A 19,750-nucleotide genomic window follows, 5' to 3' on the forward strand; every position below is an offset into this window, starting at 1 on the left:
CTCGCATCGCGCCAATCCGGCCGGCCCGGCACGGAAATGACCGTTCATGGAAAAGCCGCATACGAAGAAAAGACGGTCAGGTCAGTCTAGCGGCCGGTCGGGGGATACCCTAAGTAACAAAGTGCAACGGAATCTTCTATTCGATTACAGGCGTGACGTCGACGATACGAAGCTGGCAAGGCCGTCAGCCGGGCGTCAGCACGATGCCAGTTCGACGCCGGCATCGCGAGATTCGACGCAACGCACGCGCGATGCGCGGCACGTTCGCTGCCGCCGTCGCGCCGCCGGGCGACGACGCTCAGCCGCGCATCGGCAAGCGCCGCATCAGCATCGCGCTGTGCCACGCGGTCAGCGCGACGGCGGCCCAGATCGGCCCGTACGTCGCGAGCTGCGCGACGCTCAGCGTCTCGCCGAGCAGCAGCAGCGACACCGCGACGAGCAGCACCGGCTCGACGTAGCCGAGGATCCCGAACAGCGCCATCGGCAGCATCCGGCTCGCCTTCAGGTAGCTCGCGAGCGCGAGCGTGCTGAGCACGCCGAGCCCCGGCAGCAGCACGGCCCACAGCAGCGGATGGCTGGCGACCGGCGTCGCGCTTGCCGACACCATCGCGAGCGCGACCGGGCACAGCAGCGCGATCTCGAGCGCGAACGCGGCGAGCGAATCGGCGTTGATCCGGCGACGCAGCACGAAATACGGCGGATAGCCGAGCGCGACGACGAGCGTCGGCCACGCGAACGCGCGCGTCGCCCACACCTCGTGCGCGACGCCGAGCGCCGCGCAGGCGACCGCCGCCCATTGCAGCGGATCGAGGCGTTCGTGATAGTAGAAGCGGCCGACGAGCACCATCGTCAGCGGCAGCAGGAAATAGCCGAGCGACACTTCGAGCATGCGCCCGTGCAGCGGCGCCCACAGGAACAGCCACAGCTGCAGGCCGAGCAGCGCCGCGCTCGCCGGCAGCGCGATCAGCAGGCGCCAGTCGCGCACGCCGCGCCGCACGAGGTCGACGAGCGCCGGCCAGCGGCCGCGCAGCGCGATCAGCGCGAGTGCGCCCGGCGCGGTCCACAGGATGCGCCACGCGAAGATGTCGAGCCCGGTGAGCGGCGCGAGCAGTTTCGCGTAGGCGGACATCAGCGCGAACAGCGTCGACGCCATCACCGACAGCGCGATGCCGCGACCGGCCTCCGGATACCCCGTCATGTTGTTTTCGCCTTACTGCTGCTGGAAGCGCTCGAAGCGCTTTTCGACCTGACGCTCCTCGAACGTCACCTCGGTCACGTGCGCGGACGGCGGCCCGTGCCGCAGCCAGGCGAGCATCCGGTCGATCTGCGCGCCGGGGCCCTGGATCATCGCCTCGACACTGCCGTCCTCGAGATTCGCGACCCAGCCGCGCAGCTTCAGCGCGTGCGCCTCGCGCACCGTTGCGTGACGGAAGCCGACGCCCTGCACGACGCCGCGCACCCGCACGTAGTAGGTCTCGATCCGTTCGTCCAGTTCATTGCGGCTCATCGCGTCGCCCTCCCGTAGCATTCAAGCCCGGCATTGTAGTCGCGTCGGCGGCTTCGCACACGCGCCCGGCAAGCGGGCCGCACGCGGCCGCCGACGCCCGCCGCGGCCGCCGCGCGGCGCTCGCGTCGCCGGGCGCGCCGACCACGTACAATCTCGCCGACGCACAACCACCGCGCCGCCCGCGCGCGGCCCCGAAGGAAACGCATGACTGATACCTCCCGCGATCTCGTTCTCGTCACCGGCGCGTCCGGTTTCGTCGGCTCGGCCGTCGCACGCATCGCGCAGCAGAAAGGCTATGCGGTGCGCGTGCTGGTGCGCCCGACCAGCCCGCGCACGAACGTCGCGGATCTCGACGCCGAAATCGTCACCGGCGACATGCGCGACGAGACGTCGATGCGCGCCGCGCTGCGCGGCGTGCGCTATCTGCTGCACGTGGCGGCCGACTACCGGCTGTGGGCGCCGGATCCGGACGAGATCGAGCGCGCGAACCTCGAAGGCGCGGTCGCGACGATGCGCGCCGCGCGTGCCGAGGGCGTCGAGCGGATCGTCTACACGAGCAGCGTCGCGACGCTGAAGGTCACGAGCGCCGGCGATCCGTCCGACGAGAACCGGCCGCTGACCGCCGAGCAGGCGATCGGCGTGTACAAGCGCAGCAAGGTGCTGGCCGAGCGCGCGGTCGAGCGGATGATCGCCGACGAAGGGCTGCCGGCCGTGATCGTCAACCCGTCGACGCCGATCGGCCCGCGCGACGTGAAGCCGACGCCGACCGGCCGCATCATCGTCGAGGCCGCGCTCGGCAAGATTCCCGCGTTCGTCGATACCGGGCTGAACCTCGTGCACGTCGACGACGTCGCGCACGGCCACTTCCTCGCGCTCGAGCGCGGCCGCATCGGCGAGCGCTACATCCTCGGCGGCGAGAACCTGCCGCTGCAGCAGATGCTGGCCGACATCGCGCAGATGACGAACCGCAAGGCGCCGACGATCGCGCTGCCGCGCTGGCCGCTCTACCCGCTCGCGGTCGGTGCGGAGGCCGTCGCGAAGTTCACGAAGAAGGAGCCGTTCGTGACCGTCGACGGCTTGCGGATGTCGAAGAACAAGATGTATTTCACGTCCGCGAAGGCCGAGCGCGAGCTCGGCTACCGCGCGCGTCCGTACCGGGAAGGACTGCGCGACGCGCTGGACTGGTTCGGCTCGGCGGGCTATCTGAAGTAACACAAAGCGGCGTGCGTCACGCCGCTTTGCGCACTTTGTTACACGTCGCTGACGGACCGGCACCGGCGCAGCGGTTAAAATCGCGGGTCTTACGCAGAGAAGACACGCATGAACCTGAACGAACAGATCGATTCGCTCAACGCGGGCGTCGATCGGCTCCTCCACGATCACCACGCCGCGCAGCAGGCGGCACGCAGCGCGGAAGCGTTCGCGCGCGCCGCCGCGGCTGAAGCCCAGGCCGCCGCCGCCCGTCACGCCGCCGCCGAGACCGAAGCCCAGGCCGCCGCGCAGCGCCACACGGCCGCAGCCGCCGACGCCGAAGCCGCGCAGCAGCGCCACGCGGACGCCACCGCCGCGGCCGAAGCCGCCGCCCAACGCCACATCGAAGCCACCGCACAGGCCGAGGCCGCCGTCCAGCGGCACGCCGAGGCGACCGCGCTGACCGAAGCGCTCGCCCAGCGTCACGCGGATGCCGAAGCCGCGTCGCAGCGTCATGCGGCCGCGATCGCCGAAGCCGAGGCCGCCGCGCAACGTCATCACGCCGCCGCGACCGAAGCGGATGCAGCCGCGCAGCGTCATGCGGCGGCCGCCACGGAAGCCGAAGCCGCCGCGAAGCGCCATGCCGAAGCAACCGCCGAGGCCGAGGCCGCGACGCAGCGTCACGCCGCCGCGATCGCCGAGGCGGAGGCACTCGCGCAGCGTCACACGCAGGCGATCGCCGAAGCGGAAGCCGCCGCGCAGCGCCATGTCGAGGCAACCGCCGAAGCCCAAGCCGTCACGCAGCGCCACACCGAAGCGATCGCGCAAGCCGACGCGGCCGCGCAACGCCACGCGGCGGCGACTGCCGAGGCCGAGGCCGTCGCGCAGCGCCACACCGAAGCGATCGCGCAGGCCGAAGCGGCCGCCGAGCGTCACGCGAAGGCGATCGCCGACGCGGAAGCGCTGGTCGAAGCCGTCGTGAAAGACGCCGCGACGAACGCGGCGGCTGTGGCAGCCGCGCCGGCCGTCGCGGCCGAAGTCGTCGAACCGGTTGTCGAGTCCGCGGTCGAGCCGGTAGCGCACGCAGCCGTGGCGGTGACCGCCGACGAAGCCGCGGCAGCGCCCGCCGATGCCGGCACCGCCGTCGTCGCGCCGGCCGCCGACACCGCAATCGAAGTCGCCCCCGCAGCCGAAACAGCGGACGCCGTCGCGGACAAGCCGACGCTGCATGTCGCCCGCCCGTCGCAGAACGAACTGACGCTGACCGTCAACGGCCAGTCGATCACGCTGCACCCGGAGCAGCTCGGCCAGCTGATCGAGGAACTCGCGCATGCGCGCGCGTCGATGCAGCCGGAACCGCCGCCGGGCATCCCGGCCGGCTGGCGCTTCGTGACGACGAAGAACCCGATGATGGCCGTGCAGAAGCAGTCCAACGGCGACCGCCTGCTGGTCGCGCGCCACACCGGCTACGGCTGGGTGCCGTTCACGTTCTCGCCGGACGTCGTGATCCAGATGTACATGATGCTGACGCAGCGGTAAGCACGTGCGGCGGCGCCGCCGCATACGACAAAGCCCGATCGATTCACAATCGATCGGGCTTTTTGCTTTCCGAAATCCGGAGGAACGACCGGCATCCGCCGGCGTCCGTCAGCGCTCCACCGGCGCCTGCACGCGCGCCTTCCATTGGCCGCCCTTGCCGCGCCAGTAGCGCCACGCGGACGCGAACGTCGCGCCGACGTAGAACAGCGCGACGAGCGGCAGCGCCGGCGCCCACAGCGGCGAGCGGCGGTAGTAGCGCAGCATCGGCGCATATGCGGTGCACATCGACGCCCATGCGAGCCACGCCGGCCAGGCGCGCGCGCCGTACGCGAGCGCGGCCACGGGCGGCACGAGGTAGATGATCGTCATTCCGAGCAACGTGCCGGCGAGCAGCAGCGGCGAATAGTGGAGCTGCGTGAACGCGGTGCGCGCGATCATGTTCCAGATGTCGCGCCAGCTGTCGTACGGACGCAGCGACACGCTGCGGTCGGCGAGATCGAGCCGGATCGGATGCCGGCCGCTGCCGCGATGCTTGATCTGCGCGGCAAGACTGCAGTCGTCGATGAGCGCGCCGCGGATCGATTCGATGCCGCCCGCCTCCTCGAGCGCGCTGCGCTTGACCAGCATGCAGCCGCCTGCGGCGCCGGCCGTCCGGTTGCGCGGATTGTTGATCCACGCGAACGGATAGAGCTTCGCGAAGAAGAACACGAACGCCGGGATCAGCGCCTTTTCCCAGAACGAATCGCAACGCAGCCGCACCATCAGCGACACCAGATCGCGCTGTTCGGCCTGCGCGCGCGTGACGAGCTGGGCGACGGCGTCCGGCGGATGGCCGATGTCGGCATCGGTCAGCAGCAGATAGTCGGCCGGCAGCCCGAGCGTGCGCACCGCGGCGATGCCCTGCGACTGCGCCCACACCTTGCCCGACCACCCCGCCGGCAGCGGCTTCGCGGCCAGCACCGTCAGGCGGTCGGCGCGGTTGATCGCGAGCGCGGCGGCGCGGGCCGCATCGGCGGTGCCGTCGTCGCTGTGGTCGTCGACGATGATCAGATGAAAGTCGCCCGGATAATCCTGCTCGAGCAGCGACGTCGCCGCCCGGGCGATCACGTCGACCTCGTTGCGCGCCGGCACGACCGCGACCACGGCCGGCCAGCCGGCGTCGGCCGCGGCGCCGCGTGCGTCGGGCGGCAGCGGCCGCGCGGGGCGTGCGCGCCAGAAGCCGCCGCGCGCGACGAGCAGCACGATCCAGATCAGCAGCGACAGGCCGGATACCAGGAAGGTAATCGCCAGCATCATCGGCACGCCTCCTGCCGGATACCGGCGTGAGCGGCACCGGATCGTCCGGTCATAATAGGGGTCGGGGTGAAAACACCCATGACCGCATCGGCGGCAGGGCAATACGCGTAAGAATCGACGGTCATCGAATGGCCTTGAAATGAGCGCGACGCCGGGCAGCCGGACAGGTTGCCCGCGAAACCGCGCAGTTTACCGGGTTCCGCGCGCGCGAGCGCCGACGCGGCTCTGCGGCGGATGCAACACGGCCGATACGGCACCAGAGCAAGGACGGCGCGATAGGGTTAAAATGCGCGATTAATTCGGGGTTCCGGGGCCTGGCCTGGCCGGTTCGTTTCCTGCCTTCATAACATCAAGCCGGGGCGAGCGAGCAGTGCCAGCTCCTCGAACCCCGGCGTCTGTCGTCGGAGTTCGCTCACTTATGCGAGTCATCCTTGCCCAGCCCCGCGGCTTCTGTGCGGGGGTTGTCCGTGCGATCGAGATCGTCGATCGCGCGCTGCAACAGCACGGCGCGCCGGTCTATGTGCGTCATGAGATCGTGCATAACCGGCATGTCGTCGAAAATCTGCGTAATAAAGGGGCACGATTCGTTGAGGAGCTCGACGAGGTGCCGCATGGCGCCGTGGCGATCTTCAGCGCGCACGGTGTCGCCCAGACGGTCGAACGCGACGCCGAAACGCGCGGGCTCGACGTGCTGGACGCAACCTGCCCGCTCGTCACGAAAGTGCACGTGCAGGGCCGCCAGTACGTCGCGGCGGGCCGCCGGCTGATCCTGATCGGCCATGCGGGCCATCCGGAAGTCGAGGGCACGATCGGCCAGATTCCGGCCGAGGTGATCCTCGTGCAGAGCGAGGCAGAAGTCGATACGCTGACGCTGCCGGTCGACGCGCCGGTCGCGTACGTCACGCAGACGACGCTGTCGGTCGACGACACGCGCGGCATCATCGAAGCGCTGCAGCGCCGGTTCACCGACATCGTCGGCCCGGACACGCGCGACATCTGCTACGCGACGCAGAACCGCCAGGCCGCCGTGCGCGAGCTGAGCGGCCAGGTCGACGTGCTGCTGGTCGTCGGTGCGACGAACAGCTCGAACTCGAACCGCCTGCGCGAGATCGGCACCGAAAGCGGCGTGCCGAGCTATCTCGTCGCCGACGGCTCGGAAGTGAAGCCCGAATGGTTCGCGGGCGTGCAGACGGTCGGCCTGACCGCCGGCGCGTCGGCACCCGAGGAAATGGTTGAGGATGTAATCGGCGCGCTGCGCGCGCTGGGGCCCGTCGATGTCACGACGATGGCGGGCCGTGAGGAAAAAGTCGAATTCAAGTTGCCGGCGAAGCTTACGCAAGCTGTCGCCCGCGAAGTTTAAGGAGGACAACTCTTGTCTATTCCGCTGCTCCAGCAAGTCCGCGTCGGCGCATACATCATGCGCCAACACCTGTCCGGCAACAAACGCTATCCGCTCGCGCTGATGCTCGAGCCGCTGTTCCGCTGCAACCTCGCCTGTAACGGCTGCGGCAAGATCGACTATCCGGACCCGATCCTGAACCAGCGCCTGTCCGTCGAGGAATGCCTGGAAGCCGTCGACGAGTGCGGCGCGCCCATCGTGTCGATCGCCGGCGGCGAGCCGCTGCTCCACAAGGAGATGCCGGAGATCGTCAAGGGCATCATGAAGCGCAAGAAATTCGTGTACCTGTGCACGAACGCGCTCCTGATGGAAAAGAAGATGGACGACTACCAGCCGAATCCGTACTTCGTCTGGTCGGTCCACCTCGACGGCGACAAGGACATGCACGACCATTCCGTGTCGCAGGAAGGCGTGTACGACAAGGCGGTCGCGGCCATCAAGGAAGCGAAGCGCCGCGGCTTCCGCGTGAACATCAACTGCACGCTGTTCAACGATGCGATCCCCGAGCGCGTCGCGAAGTTCTTCGACACGCTGGGGCCGATCGGCGTCGACGGCATCACCGTGTCGCCGGGCTATGCGTACGAGCGCGCGCCGGATCAGCAGCACTTCCTGAACCGCGACAAGACGAAGAACCTGTTCCGCGAGATCCTGAAGCGCGGCGAAGGCGGCAAGCGCTGGTCGTTCAGCCAGTCGTCGCTGTTCCTCGACTTCCTGGCCGGCAACCAGACGTACAAGTGCACGCCGTGGGGCAACCCGGCGCGTACCGTGTTCGGCTGGCAGAAGCCGTGCTATCTGGTCGGCGAAGGTTACGTGAAGACCTTCAAGGAACTGATGGAAGACACGAACTGGGACAACTACGGCGTCGGCAACTACGAGAAGTGCGCGGACTGCATGGTCCACTGCGGCTTCGAAGCCACCGCCGTGATGGACACGATCGCGCATCCGCTGAAGGCGTTTGCCGTGAGCCGCAAGGGTATCAAGACGGAAGGCGCATTCGCGCCGGACATCTCGATCGCGAAGCAGCGCCCGGCCGAGTATGTGTTCTCGCGCCACGTCGAGATCAAGCTCGAGGAAATCCAGCGCGCCGGCAAGGGCAAGCTGCAGAAGCCGGCGAAGCCGGCAACGGCGGCTTAAGCGCGTATCGCCACGCGGAGGTTCGCGCCTCCGCGTCGGCCCGCATCGAAGAAGCGCCACGGAGTTCGCTCCGTGGCGCTTTTGTTTTGATGGGTGTCGTCGTAACGCCGCGTGCAGTCGCGCACGCATGAGCATGCGAATGCCCGCACGCTAGTGTCTCGACTCGGCCGCCGCGATCAGCTGCCATGCTGTCGGCCCGCGATAGAGCAGCGGGTCGGACGGCGGATCGAAATCGTGACGATGCGCGTCGTCGGACGGCAGCGCCTGCGACTTCGCGATGCCGATCTCGTCGCCGCATACGGTGCATCGATAGATGCCCGCAACCGGCGTCTCGCTGCCCGGCGGCAGGTTCTCGTTGAATGCGCGGCCGCTTCCGCACGTGAAGTAGCCACCGATCCTGTATAGCGCCATCGCGCCTCCTGACTGAAACGAATGCATTCGCGGCGACACGCACGATCGCCGCGAACGCGAGGATGGATGGTCATCGACCGAACCCGTTGGCGGCGAGCGTCAGCCCCGGGGAACGGAACGCGCATGAAACGCGGCCAGGGCTCGGTCGCGTTGCCACCGCTCAATGCAGAACGGCCGCTTCCCGCATCCGGGCCGCCGCCTGCGCGACCAGCCCCGGCTGCTCGCTCGACGCGAACGCGCACACGTGGCGCCACAGCTCGGCGAGCCGGTGCCGCGTGAGCGTCGCGACGCACGCGTCGTTCGCCGCGAGCACACGTTCGAGCGCCGCGCACTCGTCGTCGTGCAGCGTCCATGCGCCGCTTTGCGCGGCGCGCGCCATGCTCGCGTCGAGCACCCGCTCCGCGTCGACGCACAGGTCGACGTTCGCATCCGGGGATACCGCGTCGTCGAGCGAGAGGAACACCAGATAGACGCTCGTGCGCAGCCGCATCAGCAACGCTTCGCTGCCGTGCTCGCCGCGCAGCGCGACGAGCGCCATGTGGCATTTCAGCGAGATATCGCGCACATGCGCGGGTGGCAGCGGCAGCAGCCACTCGCGCGTCAACGGCGGGTGGCGACGGCCTTTCCGGGCGGCCTTCATGATCCGCCCTCGCCTGCCGCGACGTCGTCCACGTCGAATGCCGGCCACGCGGCGCGGCACGCGCGGGCGCCGCGCCGTGCATCGCGACCGCCGTTCGCGCGGCGCCGCGCGCTGCCGTACACGTCGTCCCGTCGCCGCGTCGCACACGCCTGGGGCAGCCGGCGGATCGCGGATGCGCGCAACACGTCGGGGAGTCGGTCAAGGCATGCCATGCTCTGCTCCCGCATCAGAACGTGTTCTCGCCCTTCAGGTAGTACGCGGTCTTCACGAAGAACGCCTTCACCGGATGACCGCTCTGCGCCGCGCTGGCCGCGCGCGCTTCCATCGCGGCCTTCTCCTCGCGCGAGCGGTCGGGCACCGGGTACCTCACGCGTTCGAGCGCACGCTGCATCGCGAGCGGATAGTTCTGATTGCCAGCTGTCGTCGCACGATAGCCGGCGCGCGTCATCTGCCTCAGTTGCACATCGGTTTCGGCACGCGCCGCCGACCAGGTCAACGGCGCAACGTTCGACTGCCTCTCGGTATCGACGGACTGCGCGAAGCTCGCGGCGGGCAGCACGGCAAGCGCGCCGGACAGGACAGCAAGGGAAACAACGGATCGCATCATGGCCTCCAGATGGTTGTTTCCGCATCGATCGTCGTCGTCGATGCGGTGCAATCATCGTATGTCGCGTAACCACGCGCTTGAATAGCCGATTCCGCAATTGATATTTTCGGCATCGACGGACGAGGTGCGATCCATGCGATTCGCCAATGCTGCCCGAGCGGAATTTCTTTATTTCATTCAACTACCTGATCGCGTTTTTGCAGACGAATCGACGTGTCGCGTGAATCGCTTTTGCGGTTTTTGAAATGACGTATTGCCGATGCGATTTCGGCCAAAGCCCTGCCCGGCGCGGCTTTCGGCGCGATGTCGCACACGCCGGCACAGGCGGGAAACGATTCGACAAATGCGCTCGTTTTCCTGACATACGACAAAACCTCCGCGCCGATTTACCGCTCCGCGAGAAGACGTGTGCGACACGGACGCGCGATAATCACGCATCGCGCCGTCAGTCACGGCGTTTATCCGTTCCCTATTCTTTTCCCGAGTTCCGCCATGGCTGCCATCGACACCTCCGCCATCGACAATTGGCACGCACACGTCTACTTCGACGCCGCGAGCCGCGACGCAGCCTGGGCGTTCCGCCTCGTCGTCGAAGAACGATTCGGCGCGATCATCGAGCTCGGCCGCTTTCACGAGCGCCTCGTCGGCCCGCATCCGGCCTGGTCGTACCAGATCGCGTTCGACGCCGCGCGCTTCGACACCATCGTGCCGTGGCTCATCCTGAATCACGGCGCGCTCGACATCTTCCTGCATCCGAATACCGGCGACGATCTGCGCGACCATCGCGACAGCGCGGTGTGGATCGGCAAGTCGCATGACCTGAATCTCGGCGCGCTCGCGGGCTGACGAACCGCACGCGGTCGCGTTCGACATACGCGGCATCCACGTTTCGGCCCGAGCTGAAACGTCCGGCGGCGCGGCGTCGATACAGTGGTTCCGTTACCCACGTTTGCCGGAACCCGCCATGACACAAGCCGACACCGACGCACAACGCATCCATCAAGACTGGCACGCCGCCGTCGTCGCACGCGACCTCGACGCACTGATGTCGCTGTACGCGGACGACGCGATACTCGAAACGCCGCTGATCGTCGTCACGCTGCCCGATCACGGCTCGGGCGTGCTGCACGGCAAGGCCGCGATCGGCGCGTTTTTCGCGGCGGGCCTGCGCAATCCGGGAAACAAGCTCGGACGCTGGTATCGAACCGGGCTGTTCTTCTCGAACGGCCGGCAACTCACGTGGGAATATCCGCGCGAAACGCCGGAAGGCAATCAGGTCGATCTCGTCGAGGTGATGGATCTGCGCGACGGGCTGATCGCGCATCACCGCGTCTACTGGGGGTGGGTCGGGTTCATGGCGCTGCGCGGCGCGGCACGGGCGGCCGGGCACGCATGACGCGCGCCGTGCCGCCCGCATGCACGCTCACGCGACATACATCGCGACGCTGACGAACTGGCACAGGCTGCCGGCCAGCACGAAAAGATGCCAGATACCGTGCCCGTGGCGGATGCGCTCGTCGTTGATGAAGAAGTAGATCCCCGCGCTGTAGATGACACCGCCGGCCACGAGCCATGCGGCACCCACCGGCGGCAGCGCGTGAATCAGCGGGCGGATCGCGACGAGCGCGAGCCAGCCCATCAGCACGTACAGCACCATCGACACGATGCGCGTGCGCCGACCGAGCGTGAGTTCCTGCGCGATCCCGAACGCGGCGAGCCCCCAGCTCACGCCGAACAGCGACCAGCCCCACGGGCCGCGCAGCGTGACGAGCGTAAACGGCGTGTAGCTGCCCGCGATCAGCAGATAGATGGCCGAATGGTCGCACTTCTGCAGGATCGCCTTCAGGCGCGGGTTGCGCACGCTGTGATACGCCGTCGAGATTCCGTAGAGCAGGATCAGCATCGCACCGTACACGCTGAAGCTCACGATCTTGTAGGGATCGCGGTCGAGCGCGCCCATCGTCACCAGCGCGACCAGCCCTGCCACCGACAGCACCGCGCCGACGAGATGGGAAATGCTGTTGAAACGCTCACCGACATGCACGACGGGTTCTCCTGCGCGGATTCTTCGGGGAAAGAGGATGCCTCATATGATACCGACGCCCGGACTTCTCCGCGCTGGACGAAGTCAAACGCCGCAGTGACGGGCGCCTCGCGCGCACCGCACCGGCCGCCAAAGAAAAAGCGCCGCGAATGTCTTCGCGGCGCTTCTCCGTCCATCACCGGACCGCCTCACCGGCCGGCTGCGCCGGCCCGGTTCAGCAACACTTCCCTGCCCCCGACCCGTACCGCGCATTCTGACGCTCGCGGAAGAATTCCTCGTACGTCATCGGCTCGCGGTCCGGATGGGTTTCGCGCATGTGCGCGACATAGGTGTCGTAGTCGGGCAGGCCGACCATCAGCCGCAACGCCTGCCCGAGGTAACGCCCCGCACTGCGCAGGTCGCTGCCGAGATCGGTGAACATCGCGGCCTCCCGTTATCGTCCGCTGCCGAGCGCCTGCGCGGCCGGCATCGCTTCGTACGGCGTCTCGCGCACGGTCGGCTTCGACTCGCGACGCGCGCGCAGCACGGCGAGCAGGCCGTACCCCGCGATCGCCACGACGACGAAGATGAACAGGCCGGCCAGCGCCGCATCGATGTAGTCGTTGAAGATGATCCGCTTCATCTGCGCGATCGACTTGGCCGGCGCGAGCACCTTGCCTTCGTCCACCGCGGCCTGCAGCTTCGCCGCGTGCGCGAGGAAGCTGACCTTCGGATTCGAATCGAAGATCTTCTGCCAGCCGGCCGTCAGCGTGCAGATCAGCAGCCATGCGGTCGGCACGATCGTCACCCATGCGTAGCGCTCGCGCTTCATCTTGAACAGCACGACGGTGCCGAGCACCAGTGCGATCGCGGCGAGCATCTGGTTCGAGATGCCGAACAGCGGCCACAGCGTGTTGATGCCGCCGAGCGGATCGACCACGCCCTGATACAGGAAATAGCCCCATGCGGCCACACACAGCGCGGTGGCGACAAGGTTCGCCGGCAGCGACTCGGTGCGCTTGAGCGCGGGGTGGAACGTGCCGAGCAGGTCCTGCAGCATGAAGCGGCCCGCGCGCGTGCCGGCATCGACGGCCGTCAGGATGAACAGCGCCTCGAACAGGATCGCGAAGTGATACCAGAACGCCATCATCGCTTCGCCGCCGATCACCTGGTGCAGGATGTGCGCCATGCCGACGGCCAGCGTCGGTGCACCGCCCGCGCGCGCGATGATCGTCGTTTCGCCGACGGCCTTCGCGGTCTGCGTGAGCATGTCGGGCGTCAGCACGAAGCCCCATTGCGTAACCGTGTTCGCGACGGCTTCAGGCGTCGAGCCGAGCACGGCCGCCGGCGCGTTCATCGCGAAGTAGATGCCCGGCTCGATCACGCATGCGGCGACCAGCGCCATGATCGCGACGAACGATTCCATCAGCATCGCGCCGTAACCGATGAAGCGCGCATTGGTTTCGTTGTCGATCAGCTTCGGCGTCGTGCCCGACGAGATCAGCGCGTGGAAGCCCGACACCGCGCCGCACGCGATCGTGATGAACAGGAACGGGAACAGGTTGCCCGACCACACCGGGCCCGTGCCGTCGACGAACTTCGTCAGCGCGGGCATCTTCAGTTCCGGCGCGACGACCAGGATGCCGATCGCGAGGCCGAGGATCGTGCCGATCTTCAGGAACGTGGACAGATAGTCGCGCGGTGCGAGCAGCAGCCACACCGGCAGCACCGATGCGACGAAGCCGTAGCCGATCAGGATCCACGTCAGCTGCGTGCCGCTGAAGGTGAACCATGCGGCGAGCGCCGGCGAATCGTGCACGGTCTGGCCGAACGCGATCGACGCCATCAGCAGCACGAAGCCGATGATCGACACTTCGCCGATGCGGCCCGGGCGGATGTAGCGCGTGTAGACGCCCATGAACAGCGCGATCGGAATCGTCGCGGCGACGGTGAACGTGCCCCACGGCGAATTCGTCAGCGCCTTCACGACGATCAGCGCGAGCACCGCGAGGATGATCACCATGATCAGGAATGCGCCGAACAGCGCGATCACGCCGGGCACCGTGCCGAGCTCCATCTTGACGAGGTCGCCGAGCGAGCGGCCGTCGCGGCGCGTCGAGATGAACAGCACGATGAAGTCCTGCACCGCGCCCGCGAACACGACGCCGGCCAGGATCCACAGCATGCCCGGCGTGTAGCCCATCTGCGCGGCGAGCACGGGCCCGACGAGCGGCCCGGCGCCGGCGATCGCGGCGAAGTGATGGCCGAACAGCACGTACTTGTTGGTCGGCACGTAGTCGAGGCCGTCGTTGTGCCGGACGGCCGGCGTCATCCGCAGCCCGTCGAGCTGCATGACCTTGCTGGCGATGAAACGGCTGTAGAAGCGATATGCGATCAGATATACGCAGACTGCGGCGATCACGATCCAGAGCGCGCTGACGCGTTCGCCGTGCGCAAGTGCGATCGTCCCGAACGCGAACGCGCCGAGCAGCGCGACCGCGATCCAGAGCAGGGTACTGGAAGCCCGATTCATGGCGTCTCCTGGTCTCCAATGTGGTTTTGAGTGGATCCGGCGAGGGCGCCGGACCCGCGTGACGTCGATGCGTCGTGCCGCGTCTCGCGGAAGACACGGCGGTGGGCCGTAGTATTCCGCGCGACGGGGGAGGCTTACAAGCGCACAACTACGTATGCGAGGCTACGTAGAATTACGTAGCCGAGGGGCGAAAGTTCGGGTTGCGGCCGCGATCGGCCGACGCGCGGCCGGACACGCCCCGCGGTTGGCCATGCCCGACGCATTGCGCGCCGGGTCGGTTGCATCAGTGCTTGTCGTCGAGCTTCTTCGGCTTCGGCGGCGACGGCACCTTCGCGTACTGGAACGCGGGCGTTGCCTTCAGCGCGTCCTTCGTCGCGCCCGGCAGATAGATGTTGCCGTTGCGGACGTCGAGCGACGCGATCGGCACCGCGACGTCATGCGCCGCGACGCCCAGGAAACCGCCGGCCGACACGATCGCGGCCGAGACCGAGCCGTCAGGCGCGACGATCAGGTCGCGCACCGTGCCGACTTTCTGGTTCTGGTCGTTGTACACGGCCTTGCCGAGCACGCTCTTCTTCACGCTCCAGCCTTCGAGCAGCGCCTGCGATTGCTCGACGGTGACGCTGAGTGGCTGGGCGCCCGCGATCTGCGCATGCACGTTGAGGCTCGATACGAGAACGGCGGCTGCGACGATTGTCTTGGTGAAAGCCATGCTGATTGCACTCCGGTTAGGTTGTTGTTGGTGCCGGGAGCGAAGCGGCGCAGGTGCGGTGGCGAATCGGTGAGCACCCCGCGCTTCGTCGATGCAGCAGCGGCCGGCCGCGCCGCCGCTGCGTGTGCGCGCAACGGGCCCGGACGGGCCCGTCGGTTAACGCAACACGGGTCATGGTAGCGCCAGTCGAGAAGTGCTGCCATGAGGCTGCATTGCACAGCGATGAACGAAGATCAATGTCGGCGTGAAAAATGCCGAGGGAGAGTCGGAATCAGACGACGCTCAATGTTTCTCGAGCAGCTTGCGGGACGCGAACAATTCGGCATCGCTACGGATGCCGAGCTTGCGATACGCCGATTGCTTTTGCGCGCTGATCGTCTTGCGGCTGCGGGAAAATTTCAATGCGATATCGGATACCGACATGCCCGCCAGATAACAGCGCAGCACCTCGTGCTCGCGCGGGCTCAGGCGCAGATCTGCGGACGCTTCCGATTCGGCTGCGGGTGCGTCGTCGCTGACCGCCGGTTTCGGCGCCGTCGCGCTCTGGACAGGCGTCGCGCTCGCCATCACCCTGCCTGCCAGTTCGGCACTGATATACGAACGTCCATCTGCGACCACACGGATCGCATGCACCAGTTCGCGAAGATTTTCGCTCTTGCCGAAGAAACCGAGCGCGCCTGCGCGCATCGTCATGTTGACGGTCGCGGGCGTATCGCTGCTCGACGTCATCAGGATCTTGCAATCCGGGAAGCGCGTGCTCACCAGCTTGACGAGATTGAGGCCGTCGATCTCGTCCGGGCCCAACGTGTAGTCGAGCAGCACGACGTCGGCGTGATTCGACTCGAGCCAGCTGATCAGATCGCGCGACCTCGCAAAGCTCGCCGCCACTTCGATGCCGGTCCTCTCCGTCAGATAACTCGCGATCCCGTGCTGGACGACGGCATGGTCGTCCAGAATCACGACGCGGATCGGTTGGAGCTCTGGTCTCATTACTACCCCTTTTCATTCTGGCGATACGGCCCATCAACGGTTGGCCGCTTCTTGCCATGGCAAACCGGAACGGATGATCCGGATTAGCTTACCGGCTTTCTGGATAATTTTTAACCCCGCCAGCTAAACAGCCGAGGTGCGAGCAGTCATGGCGGAGGCCTTGCAGTCCGATTCGGCATCCGCGGCAGCGACAGTATGGGAAACGGCCCGCGCGCCCCGTCTCCACCATCAGAACGGCATATGCCGCCGGCGCCGGCGCGGCCCCCGCAACGAATCGCCGACGCAGGCGCTCGCGTCATCGAAAGGCACGGTTGATGTCGTTGCTCCCGTCTGCACCGCGTTGCGTCGACGCAACAAACCCTTTGTGATGACGACCTCGCTCCGAGTATTTCTCACGCTACCACTGCAGCGCCTGATACAGGTCATCACACGTGCGCGGTTCACGCCTGAGGCGAAGGCATCGATAGCCGAGCATCCGGGCGTGCGCACCTGTGCCGACACGCATTGACGTCCGTTCGAATTTCGCAAATCAGCTGACTGCGCTTCGAGTATGTCGACAACGTAACATGGGCCAATTCGTACCACGCTCTCATGTCGGGGAAGATCGACATGGCGGCGGACGCGATCCGGCATGCCGGCGTGCCCGTGATCCTGCTGATTTGCGACGACGAACGCGGCGGTTGCTTCGGAATCGCTGCTGACGTTGCTCGACGACGTCCTGGAATATTCGCGTCTCGAGTCTCGAAACGTGACGCTCGCCCGAGCCGACGCCCGGCCGCGCATGAGCGTAGCGCAGCGCAACTGTCGACATGATGCGCTGGCGCGTCGACGAGAAAAATCTCAACCTGAAACTCGAACTCGCGTGCCCGCCGCGCTGTGCGTGCCGATCGATCCGGTGCGCATGCGGCAGAGCGTGCTGAACCTGCTTGCCAACGCGATCAAGTTCACGTCGGCCGGCTCGATTGCGCTGCGCGTCGTTTATCTCGACGGCAAACCGCGCCATGCCAGCTCGCGCGCAATCGAAGTCCGCGACACCGGCATCGGCATTCCACCCGATCGCCAGCGTCGCATTTTCGCGCCGTACCCACGCGTCAAGCAGCCGGGCAGCCGCCGCGTGAACGGCAGTGGACCGGGACTATCGATCTGTCGGAGACGGGTCGACTTGATGAATGCCGTGGAGTTCGCGAAGCCGCGTTTCGATATGCGACGCGATATTGGCGATATCGCCCAGTTTGGCCAGATGCGACGCCCCCGCAATCCGGTGCGCGGCCCGTGCGGCTGCGGCGAAATCGCGCGACAGCAATTCGTTGACAAGCGCGTCGAGATCCTTCGCCACTTCGCGGTCATAGACGGCGTTGAGATCGGCGGCATCGTCGGCATGCGCTGCCGCCGGTTCCATCTCGGCATACGCCGGGCACCACATCGCGATCAGTTGCCGCAACGTTTCGAGCCGCAGCGGCTTGCCCAGCACGCCGTCCATGCCGCTGTCGAAGCAGCGCTCGCGATGCGCGTCGCCGGATACAGCGGAAATCCCGATGATCGGAACGTGTCTGGCCTCGCGTGCCGATTCGTCCTGACGGATCATCTTCGCGAGCGCATAGCCGTCGACGTCCGGCAGATCGCCATCGAGCAGCACGAGGTCGACACGGCCGTCCGCCAATTGACGCAGCGCGTCCTCGCCGGTGCCGGCGACGATGCCGACGCAGCCGAGTTCCTCGCATTGCTGCTGCAGCGCGAACTGCACGGTTTCGTGATCGTCGACAATCAGGATGCGCGGCGATTCAGGGTGAGCGTGTCCAGGCAGTGCGTCGACCAGCACGGGCATCGATGTTGCGGGCCGCACCGGCAACGGCTCGTCCACTGTCGTGACAGGCAATCGCACCGTCATCGTCGTTTCGACGTGCGGCAGGCTTTGGACGGTGATCGTGCCGTGCATCAATGCGACCAGTTCACGGCAGATCGCGAGACCAAGCCCGCTGCCGTTGACGTCCTGGTGAAGCGAGGCAGGCCCCTGCCAGTATGCGTCGAAGATGTGTTCGATCCGTTCGGGCGCAATGCCGATGCCGGTATCGCGCACCGCGAGGGTCAGCGTGCCATTTTGCCCGTGGCGACCTGAAACATACTCGACGCGCAGCGTCACCGAGCCCGCGGATGTGAATTTGATTGCGTTGACGAGCAGATTCAGAACGATCTGCCGCACACGGACCGGATCGATTGCGACGCGCACCGCCGACGGACAAGCAAAGTCGAGCTCCAGGCTCAAGTTTTTCTCGTCGGCACGCCAGCGCACCATGTCGACCGTATGCCGCGCCCACGACTCAAGCTCGACGGCCTGCGTGGCAAGCCAGACCTTGCGCGATTCAAGGCGGGAATATTCGAGGATATCGTCGAGTAGCGTCAGAAGCGTCTCGGATGCCGAGATCGCCGCATCCGCGCGATTCGCCTGTTGCCCGGTCAATCGCGAGCGTTGCAGCAATTCCAGCGACGACAGGATCGTATGCATCGGCGTGCGGATTTCGTGACTGACGAACGCGAGAAACGTCGCCTTTTCGCGCTCGCTGCGGATCGCGGCCACGCGCGACTTCCACGACAGGAATGCGAGCATCGCGAATGCCAGCAGCGCGGCGGCAATCGCGATCACCTGGGGCGCCCGGTAATGCAGGATCGAACGGAGCGTCGGCTTGCCGTAATCGGCCATCTCGACCCAGTCGCGCGTGAGCTCCGCCGTCTTGCTCACGGGAATGGCCGCGAGCGACTTGTCGATGATCGACGCGAGGATCGGCAGGTCTGCCCGTGTAAGCATCGCCAGCGATACGGGGCGGTCGGCAAGCATCCCCGACATGTAAAGCTGCCCGGGAAACTGCCGCTGCACGATCGGCAGAATCGTGACGTCGACGCCGAGCGCAGCATCCGCCTCGCCGTTGGCAACCGCGGCGAGCGCGAGTTCCTCGGTGTCGAACGTAAGCACGTCGAGCATCACGCCGCTGTTGCGCGTGAAATACTCGACCGCGCCTCGCCCCTTGATCGCGACACGCCGGCCTTCGAGCCGCTTCAGGTTGAAGATCATCGCGGAGTCGTTGCGCGTGACGGCCGTCAGCCGCCCGACCAGGTAGGGCGCACTGACGAGAGCACCGGCGCCGACGCGGTCCGGCACCAGGTCGCGCCATACGCCCGGCAGCAGATCAACCTTGTGCGATGCAAGCGCATCGTACGCATGCCCCCATTCCGTGCCCGGCACCGTCTTGAACGTCAGCCCGGTCATTTTCGAGATTGCGTCCAGGTACCCTGCGACGAGGCCGGCATGGTTGCCGTTGCGCATGTATTCGATCGGATGCCAGTTCGCCTCGACTGCGATATTGACGACCGGATGCGCGCGCATCCACCGAAGCTCCTCGTCAGTGAAGGTGGGCTTCCAGCAGGCGGTCGCGCCGTTCGCAGGGAGCGACGAGACGACGAACCAAAGGAATATTGCGCGCAAGAGCAGGCGCGGTGCGGCGCGGCACGCGATAAGACGTCCTTCCATGTACGATACGGCGGCCGGAGCGAGTGCATCGGAGACCATGCACGGCATGCGCCGTCGGTTGAGGTTTGCAGATGGGGCGACTCTATCCGACGATCCGCAAATCGGCCGTCCATCCAATCCTATTTCAGACAGACGCCTTAGGAATTGTCCTAATTTTGGCCGGAGGCGAGGGGATTCGCATCAGCAGGATGGCCCACAGCGCGACCGCTCGCCGCACGGCACCTCGGGCGCACGCGCCGCGATGC

The 19,750-nt window shown here is 66.7% G+C and carries 19 protein-coding genes and 1 pseudogene; 8 read left to right on the plus strand and 12 right to left on the minus strand.

All coding sequences use genetic code 11. The features are described from left to right. Window positions 1-298: 298 nt before the first annotated feature. Window positions 299-1,198, minus strand: coding sequence for an EamA family transporter RarD (gene rarD, locus WS49_RS13100; RefSeq protein ID WP_059528823.1), 900 nt, complete (start codon window positions 1,196-1,198; stop codon window positions 299-301). Window positions 1,199-1,210: 12 nt separating this feature from the next. Further along, a complete protein-coding gene (locus WS49_RS13105; protein ID WP_059528826.1) occupies window positions 1,211-1,507 on the minus strand; it encodes an acylphosphatase in 297 nt (98 codons plus the stop codon). A gap of 204 nt (window positions 1,508-1,711) precedes the next feature. Here WS49_RS13105 and hpnA point away from each other — a divergent pair, with 204 nt between their 5' ends. Next, window positions 1,712-2,719, plus strand: a complete 1,008-nt coding sequence (hpnA, locus tag WS49_RS13110; protein ID WP_059528829.1) for a hopanoid-associated sugar epimerase — start codon at window positions 1,712-1,714, stop codon at window positions 2,717-2,719. 108 nt (window positions 2,720-2,827) lie between these two features. Continuing rightward, window positions 2,828-4,237 carry a hypothetical protein gene (locus tag WS49_RS13115; protein ID WP_059528832.1) on the plus strand — a complete coding sequence of 470 codons (1,410 nt, stop codon included), beginning with the start codon at window positions 2,828-2,830 and terminating at the stop codon, window positions 4,235-4,237. Window positions 4,238-4,345: 108 nt separating this feature from the next. On the opposite strand, the gene WS49_RS13120 is transcribed toward WS49_RS13115, so the two are convergent. Continuing rightward, window positions 4,346-5,533 (minus strand): glycosyltransferase, encoded by a 1,188-nt coding sequence (locus WS49_RS13120; RefSeq protein ID WP_059528835.1) that lies wholly within the window; start codon window positions 5,531-5,533, stop codon window positions 4,346-4,348. Between the two features lie 418 nt (window positions 5,534-5,951). Between WS49_RS13120 and ispH the strand changes: the two genes are divergently transcribed. Together ispH and hpnH are read left to right on the plus strand one after the other, a co-directional pair. After that, on the plus strand, window positions 5,952-6,893 hold the full coding sequence (gene ispH, locus WS49_RS13125) for a 4-hydroxy-3-methylbut-2-enyl diphosphate reductase (protein ID WP_059528838.1): 942 nt from the start codon (window positions 5,952-5,954) through the stop codon (window positions 6,891-6,893). A gap of 12 nt (window positions 6,894-6,905) precedes the next feature. Continuing rightward, window positions 6,906-8,066 carry an adenosyl-hopene transferase HpnH gene (gene hpnH, locus WS49_RS13130; RefSeq protein WP_059528840.1) on the plus strand — a complete coding sequence of 387 codons (1,161 nt, stop codon included), beginning with the start codon at window positions 6,906-6,908 and terminating at the stop codon, window positions 8,064-8,066. Window positions 8,067-8,216: 150 nt separating this feature from the next. On the opposite strand, the gene WS49_RS13135 is transcribed toward hpnH, so the two are convergent. The 3 genes from WS49_RS13135 to WS49_RS13150 form a co-directional block, all read right to left on the minus strand. After that, window positions 8,217-8,477 (minus strand): hypothetical protein, encoded by a 261-nt coding sequence (locus tag WS49_RS13135; RefSeq protein ID WP_059528843.1) that lies wholly within the window; start codon window positions 8,475-8,477, stop codon window positions 8,217-8,219. A 160-nt stretch (window positions 8,478-8,637) separates the two neighbouring features. After that, window positions 8,638-9,117: a hypothetical protein gene (locus tag WS49_RS13140; protein ID WP_059528846.1), complete on the minus strand. Its 480-nt coding sequence runs from the start codon at window positions 9,115-9,117 to the stop codon at window positions 8,638-8,640. 226 nt (window positions 9,118-9,343) lie between these two features. Continuing rightward, window positions 9,344-9,721, minus strand: a complete 378-nt coding sequence (locus tag WS49_RS13150; RefSeq protein WP_059529118.1) for a hypothetical protein — start codon at window positions 9,719-9,721, stop codon at window positions 9,344-9,346. A gap of 495 nt (window positions 9,722-10,216) precedes the next feature. Between WS49_RS13150 and WS49_RS13155 the strand changes: the two genes are divergently transcribed. Together WS49_RS13155 and WS49_RS13160 are read left to right on the plus strand one after the other, a co-directional pair. After that, entirely contained in the window at window positions 10,217-10,570 is a 354-nt protein-coding gene (locus WS49_RS13155; RefSeq protein ID WP_059528852.1) for a DOPA 4,5-dioxygenase family protein, read from the plus strand. 118 nt (window positions 10,571-10,688) lie between these two features. Further along, window positions 10,689-11,120 carry a nuclear transport factor 2 family protein gene (locus tag WS49_RS13160; protein ID WP_059528855.1) on the plus strand — a complete coding sequence of 144 codons (432 nt, stop codon included), beginning with the start codon at window positions 10,689-10,691 and terminating at the stop codon, window positions 11,118-11,120. A 27-nt stretch (window positions 11,121-11,147) separates the two neighbouring features. Here WS49_RS13160 and trhA read toward each other — a convergent pair whose 3' ends face one another. From trhA to cblR, 5 genes are all read right to left on the minus strand, one after another. Then, a complete protein-coding gene (trhA, locus tag WS49_RS13165) occupies window positions 11,148-11,768 on the minus strand; it encodes a PAQR family membrane homeostasis protein TrhA (protein ID WP_059448906.1) in 621 nt (206 codons plus the stop codon). A 214-nt stretch (window positions 11,769-11,982) separates the two neighbouring features. Continuing rightward, window positions 11,983-12,189 carry a YbdD/YjiX family protein gene (locus tag WS49_RS13170; RefSeq protein ID WP_027781714.1) on the minus strand — a complete coding sequence of 69 codons (207 nt, stop codon included), beginning with the start codon at window positions 12,187-12,189 and terminating at the stop codon, window positions 11,983-11,985. Between the two features lie 12 nt (window positions 12,190-12,201). Then, complete coding sequence (locus WS49_RS13175) at window positions 12,202-14,280, minus strand: carbon starvation CstA family protein (RefSeq protein ID WP_059528858.1); 2,079 nt, start codon at window positions 14,278-14,280, stop codon at window positions 12,202-12,204. A 283-nt stretch (window positions 14,281-14,563) separates the two neighbouring features. Then, entirely contained in the window at window positions 14,564-14,992 is a 429-nt protein-coding gene (locus WS49_RS13180; RefSeq protein WP_059528861.1) for a PRC-barrel domain-containing protein, read from the minus strand. A gap of 282 nt (window positions 14,993-15,274) precedes the next feature. Then, entirely contained in the window at window positions 15,275-15,982 is a 708-nt protein-coding gene (cblR, locus tag WS49_RS13185) for a cable pilus system response regulator transcription factor CblR (protein ID WP_059528864.1), read from the minus strand. A gap of 148 nt (window positions 15,983-16,130) precedes the next feature. On the opposite strand from cblR, the gene WS49_RS34985 reads away from it, so the two are divergent. Together WS49_RS34985 and WS49_RS36375 are read left to right on the plus strand one after the other, a co-directional pair. Next, on the plus strand, window positions 16,131-16,490 hold the full coding sequence (locus tag WS49_RS34985; protein WP_156441384.1) for a hypothetical protein: 360 nt from the start codon (window positions 16,131-16,133) through the stop codon (window positions 16,488-16,490). A gap of 393 nt (window positions 16,491-16,883) precedes the next feature. Next, window positions 16,884-17,096 (plus strand): annotated as a pseudogene (locus WS49_RS36375) (ATP-binding protein); the annotation flags it as partial. Window positions 17,097-17,117: 21 nt separating this feature from the next. Here WS49_RS36375 and WS49_RS13190 read toward each other — a convergent pair. After that, on the minus strand, window positions 17,118-19,361 hold the full coding sequence (locus WS49_RS13190) for an ATP-binding protein (RefSeq protein WP_306453904.1): 2,244 nt from the start codon (window positions 19,359-19,361) through the stop codon (window positions 17,118-17,120). Window positions 19,362-19,750 lie beyond the last annotated feature (389 nt).

This window comes from Burkholderia sp. RF7-non_BP4 (assembly GCF_001521935.1).
In the GTDB taxonomy this organism is placed as follows: Bacteria; Pseudomonadota; Gammaproteobacteria; order Burkholderiales; family Burkholderiaceae; genus Burkholderia; species Burkholderia diffusa.

Excerpts from the sequence above, each read along its gene's own strand:
- rarD (WP_059528823.1), bottom strand. The coding sequence starts at position 1,198 with ATGACGGGGTATCCGGAGGCCGGTCGCGGCATCGCGCTGTCGGTGATG.
- WS49_RS13105 (WP_059528826.1), bottom strand. The coding sequence starts at position 1,507 with ATGAGCCGCAATGAACTGGACGAACGGATCGAGACCTACTACGTGCGG.
- hpnA (WP_059528829.1), top strand. The coding sequence starts at position 1,712 with ATGACTGATACCTCCCGCGATCTCGTTCTCGTCACCGGCGCGTCCGGT.
- WS49_RS13115 (WP_059528832.1), top strand. The coding sequence starts at position 2,828 with ATGAACCTGAACGAACAGATCGATTCGCTCAACGCGGGCGTCGATCGG.
- WS49_RS13120 (WP_059528835.1), bottom strand. The coding sequence starts at position 5,533 with ATGATGCTGGCGATTACCTTCCTGGTATCCGGCCTGTCGCTGCTGATC.
- ispH (WP_059528838.1), top strand. The coding sequence starts at position 5,952 with ATGCGAGTCATCCTTGCCCAGCCCCGCGGCTTCTGTGCGGGGGTTGTC.
- WS49_RS13135 (WP_059528843.1), bottom strand. The coding sequence starts at position 8,477 with ATGGCGCTATACAGGATCGGTGGCTACTTCACGTGCGGAAGCGGCCGC.
- WS49_RS13140 (WP_059528846.1), bottom strand. The coding sequence starts at position 9,117 with ATGAAGGCCGCCCGGAAAGGCCGTCGCCACCCGCCGTTGACGCGCGAG.
- WS49_RS13150 (WP_059529118.1), bottom strand. The coding sequence starts at position 9,721 with ATGCGATCCGTTGTTTCCCTTGCTGTCCTGTCCGGCGCGCTTGCCGTG.
- WS49_RS13155 (WP_059528852.1), top strand. The coding sequence starts at position 10,217 with ATGGCTGCCATCGACACCTCCGCCATCGACAATTGGCACGCACACGTC.
- WS49_RS13160 (WP_059528855.1), top strand. The coding sequence starts at position 10,689 with ATGACACAAGCCGACACCGACGCACAACGCATCCATCAAGACTGGCAC.
- WS49_RS13170 (WP_027781714.1), bottom strand. The coding sequence starts at position 12,189 with ATGTTCACCGATCTCGGCAGCGACCTGCGCAGTGCGGGGCGTTACCTC.
- WS49_RS13175 (WP_059528858.1), bottom strand. The coding sequence starts at position 14,280 with ATGAATCGGGCTTCCAGTACCCTGCTCTGGATCGCGGTCGCGCTGCTC.
- WS49_RS13180 (WP_059528861.1), bottom strand. The coding sequence starts at position 14,992 with ATGGCTTTCACCAAGACAATCGTCGCAGCCGCCGTTCTCGTATCGAGC.
- cblR (WP_059528864.1), bottom strand. The coding sequence starts at position 15,982 with ATGAGACCAGAGCTCCAACCGATCCGCGTCGTGATTCTGGACGACCAT.
- WS49_RS34985 (WP_156441384.1), top strand. The coding sequence starts at position 16,131 with ATGGCGGAGGCCTTGCAGTCCGATTCGGCATCCGCGGCAGCGACAGTA.
- WS49_RS13190 (WP_306453904.1), bottom strand. The coding sequence starts at position 19,361 with ATGCGCGCGCATCCGGTCGTCAATATCGCAGTCGAGGCGAACTGGCAT.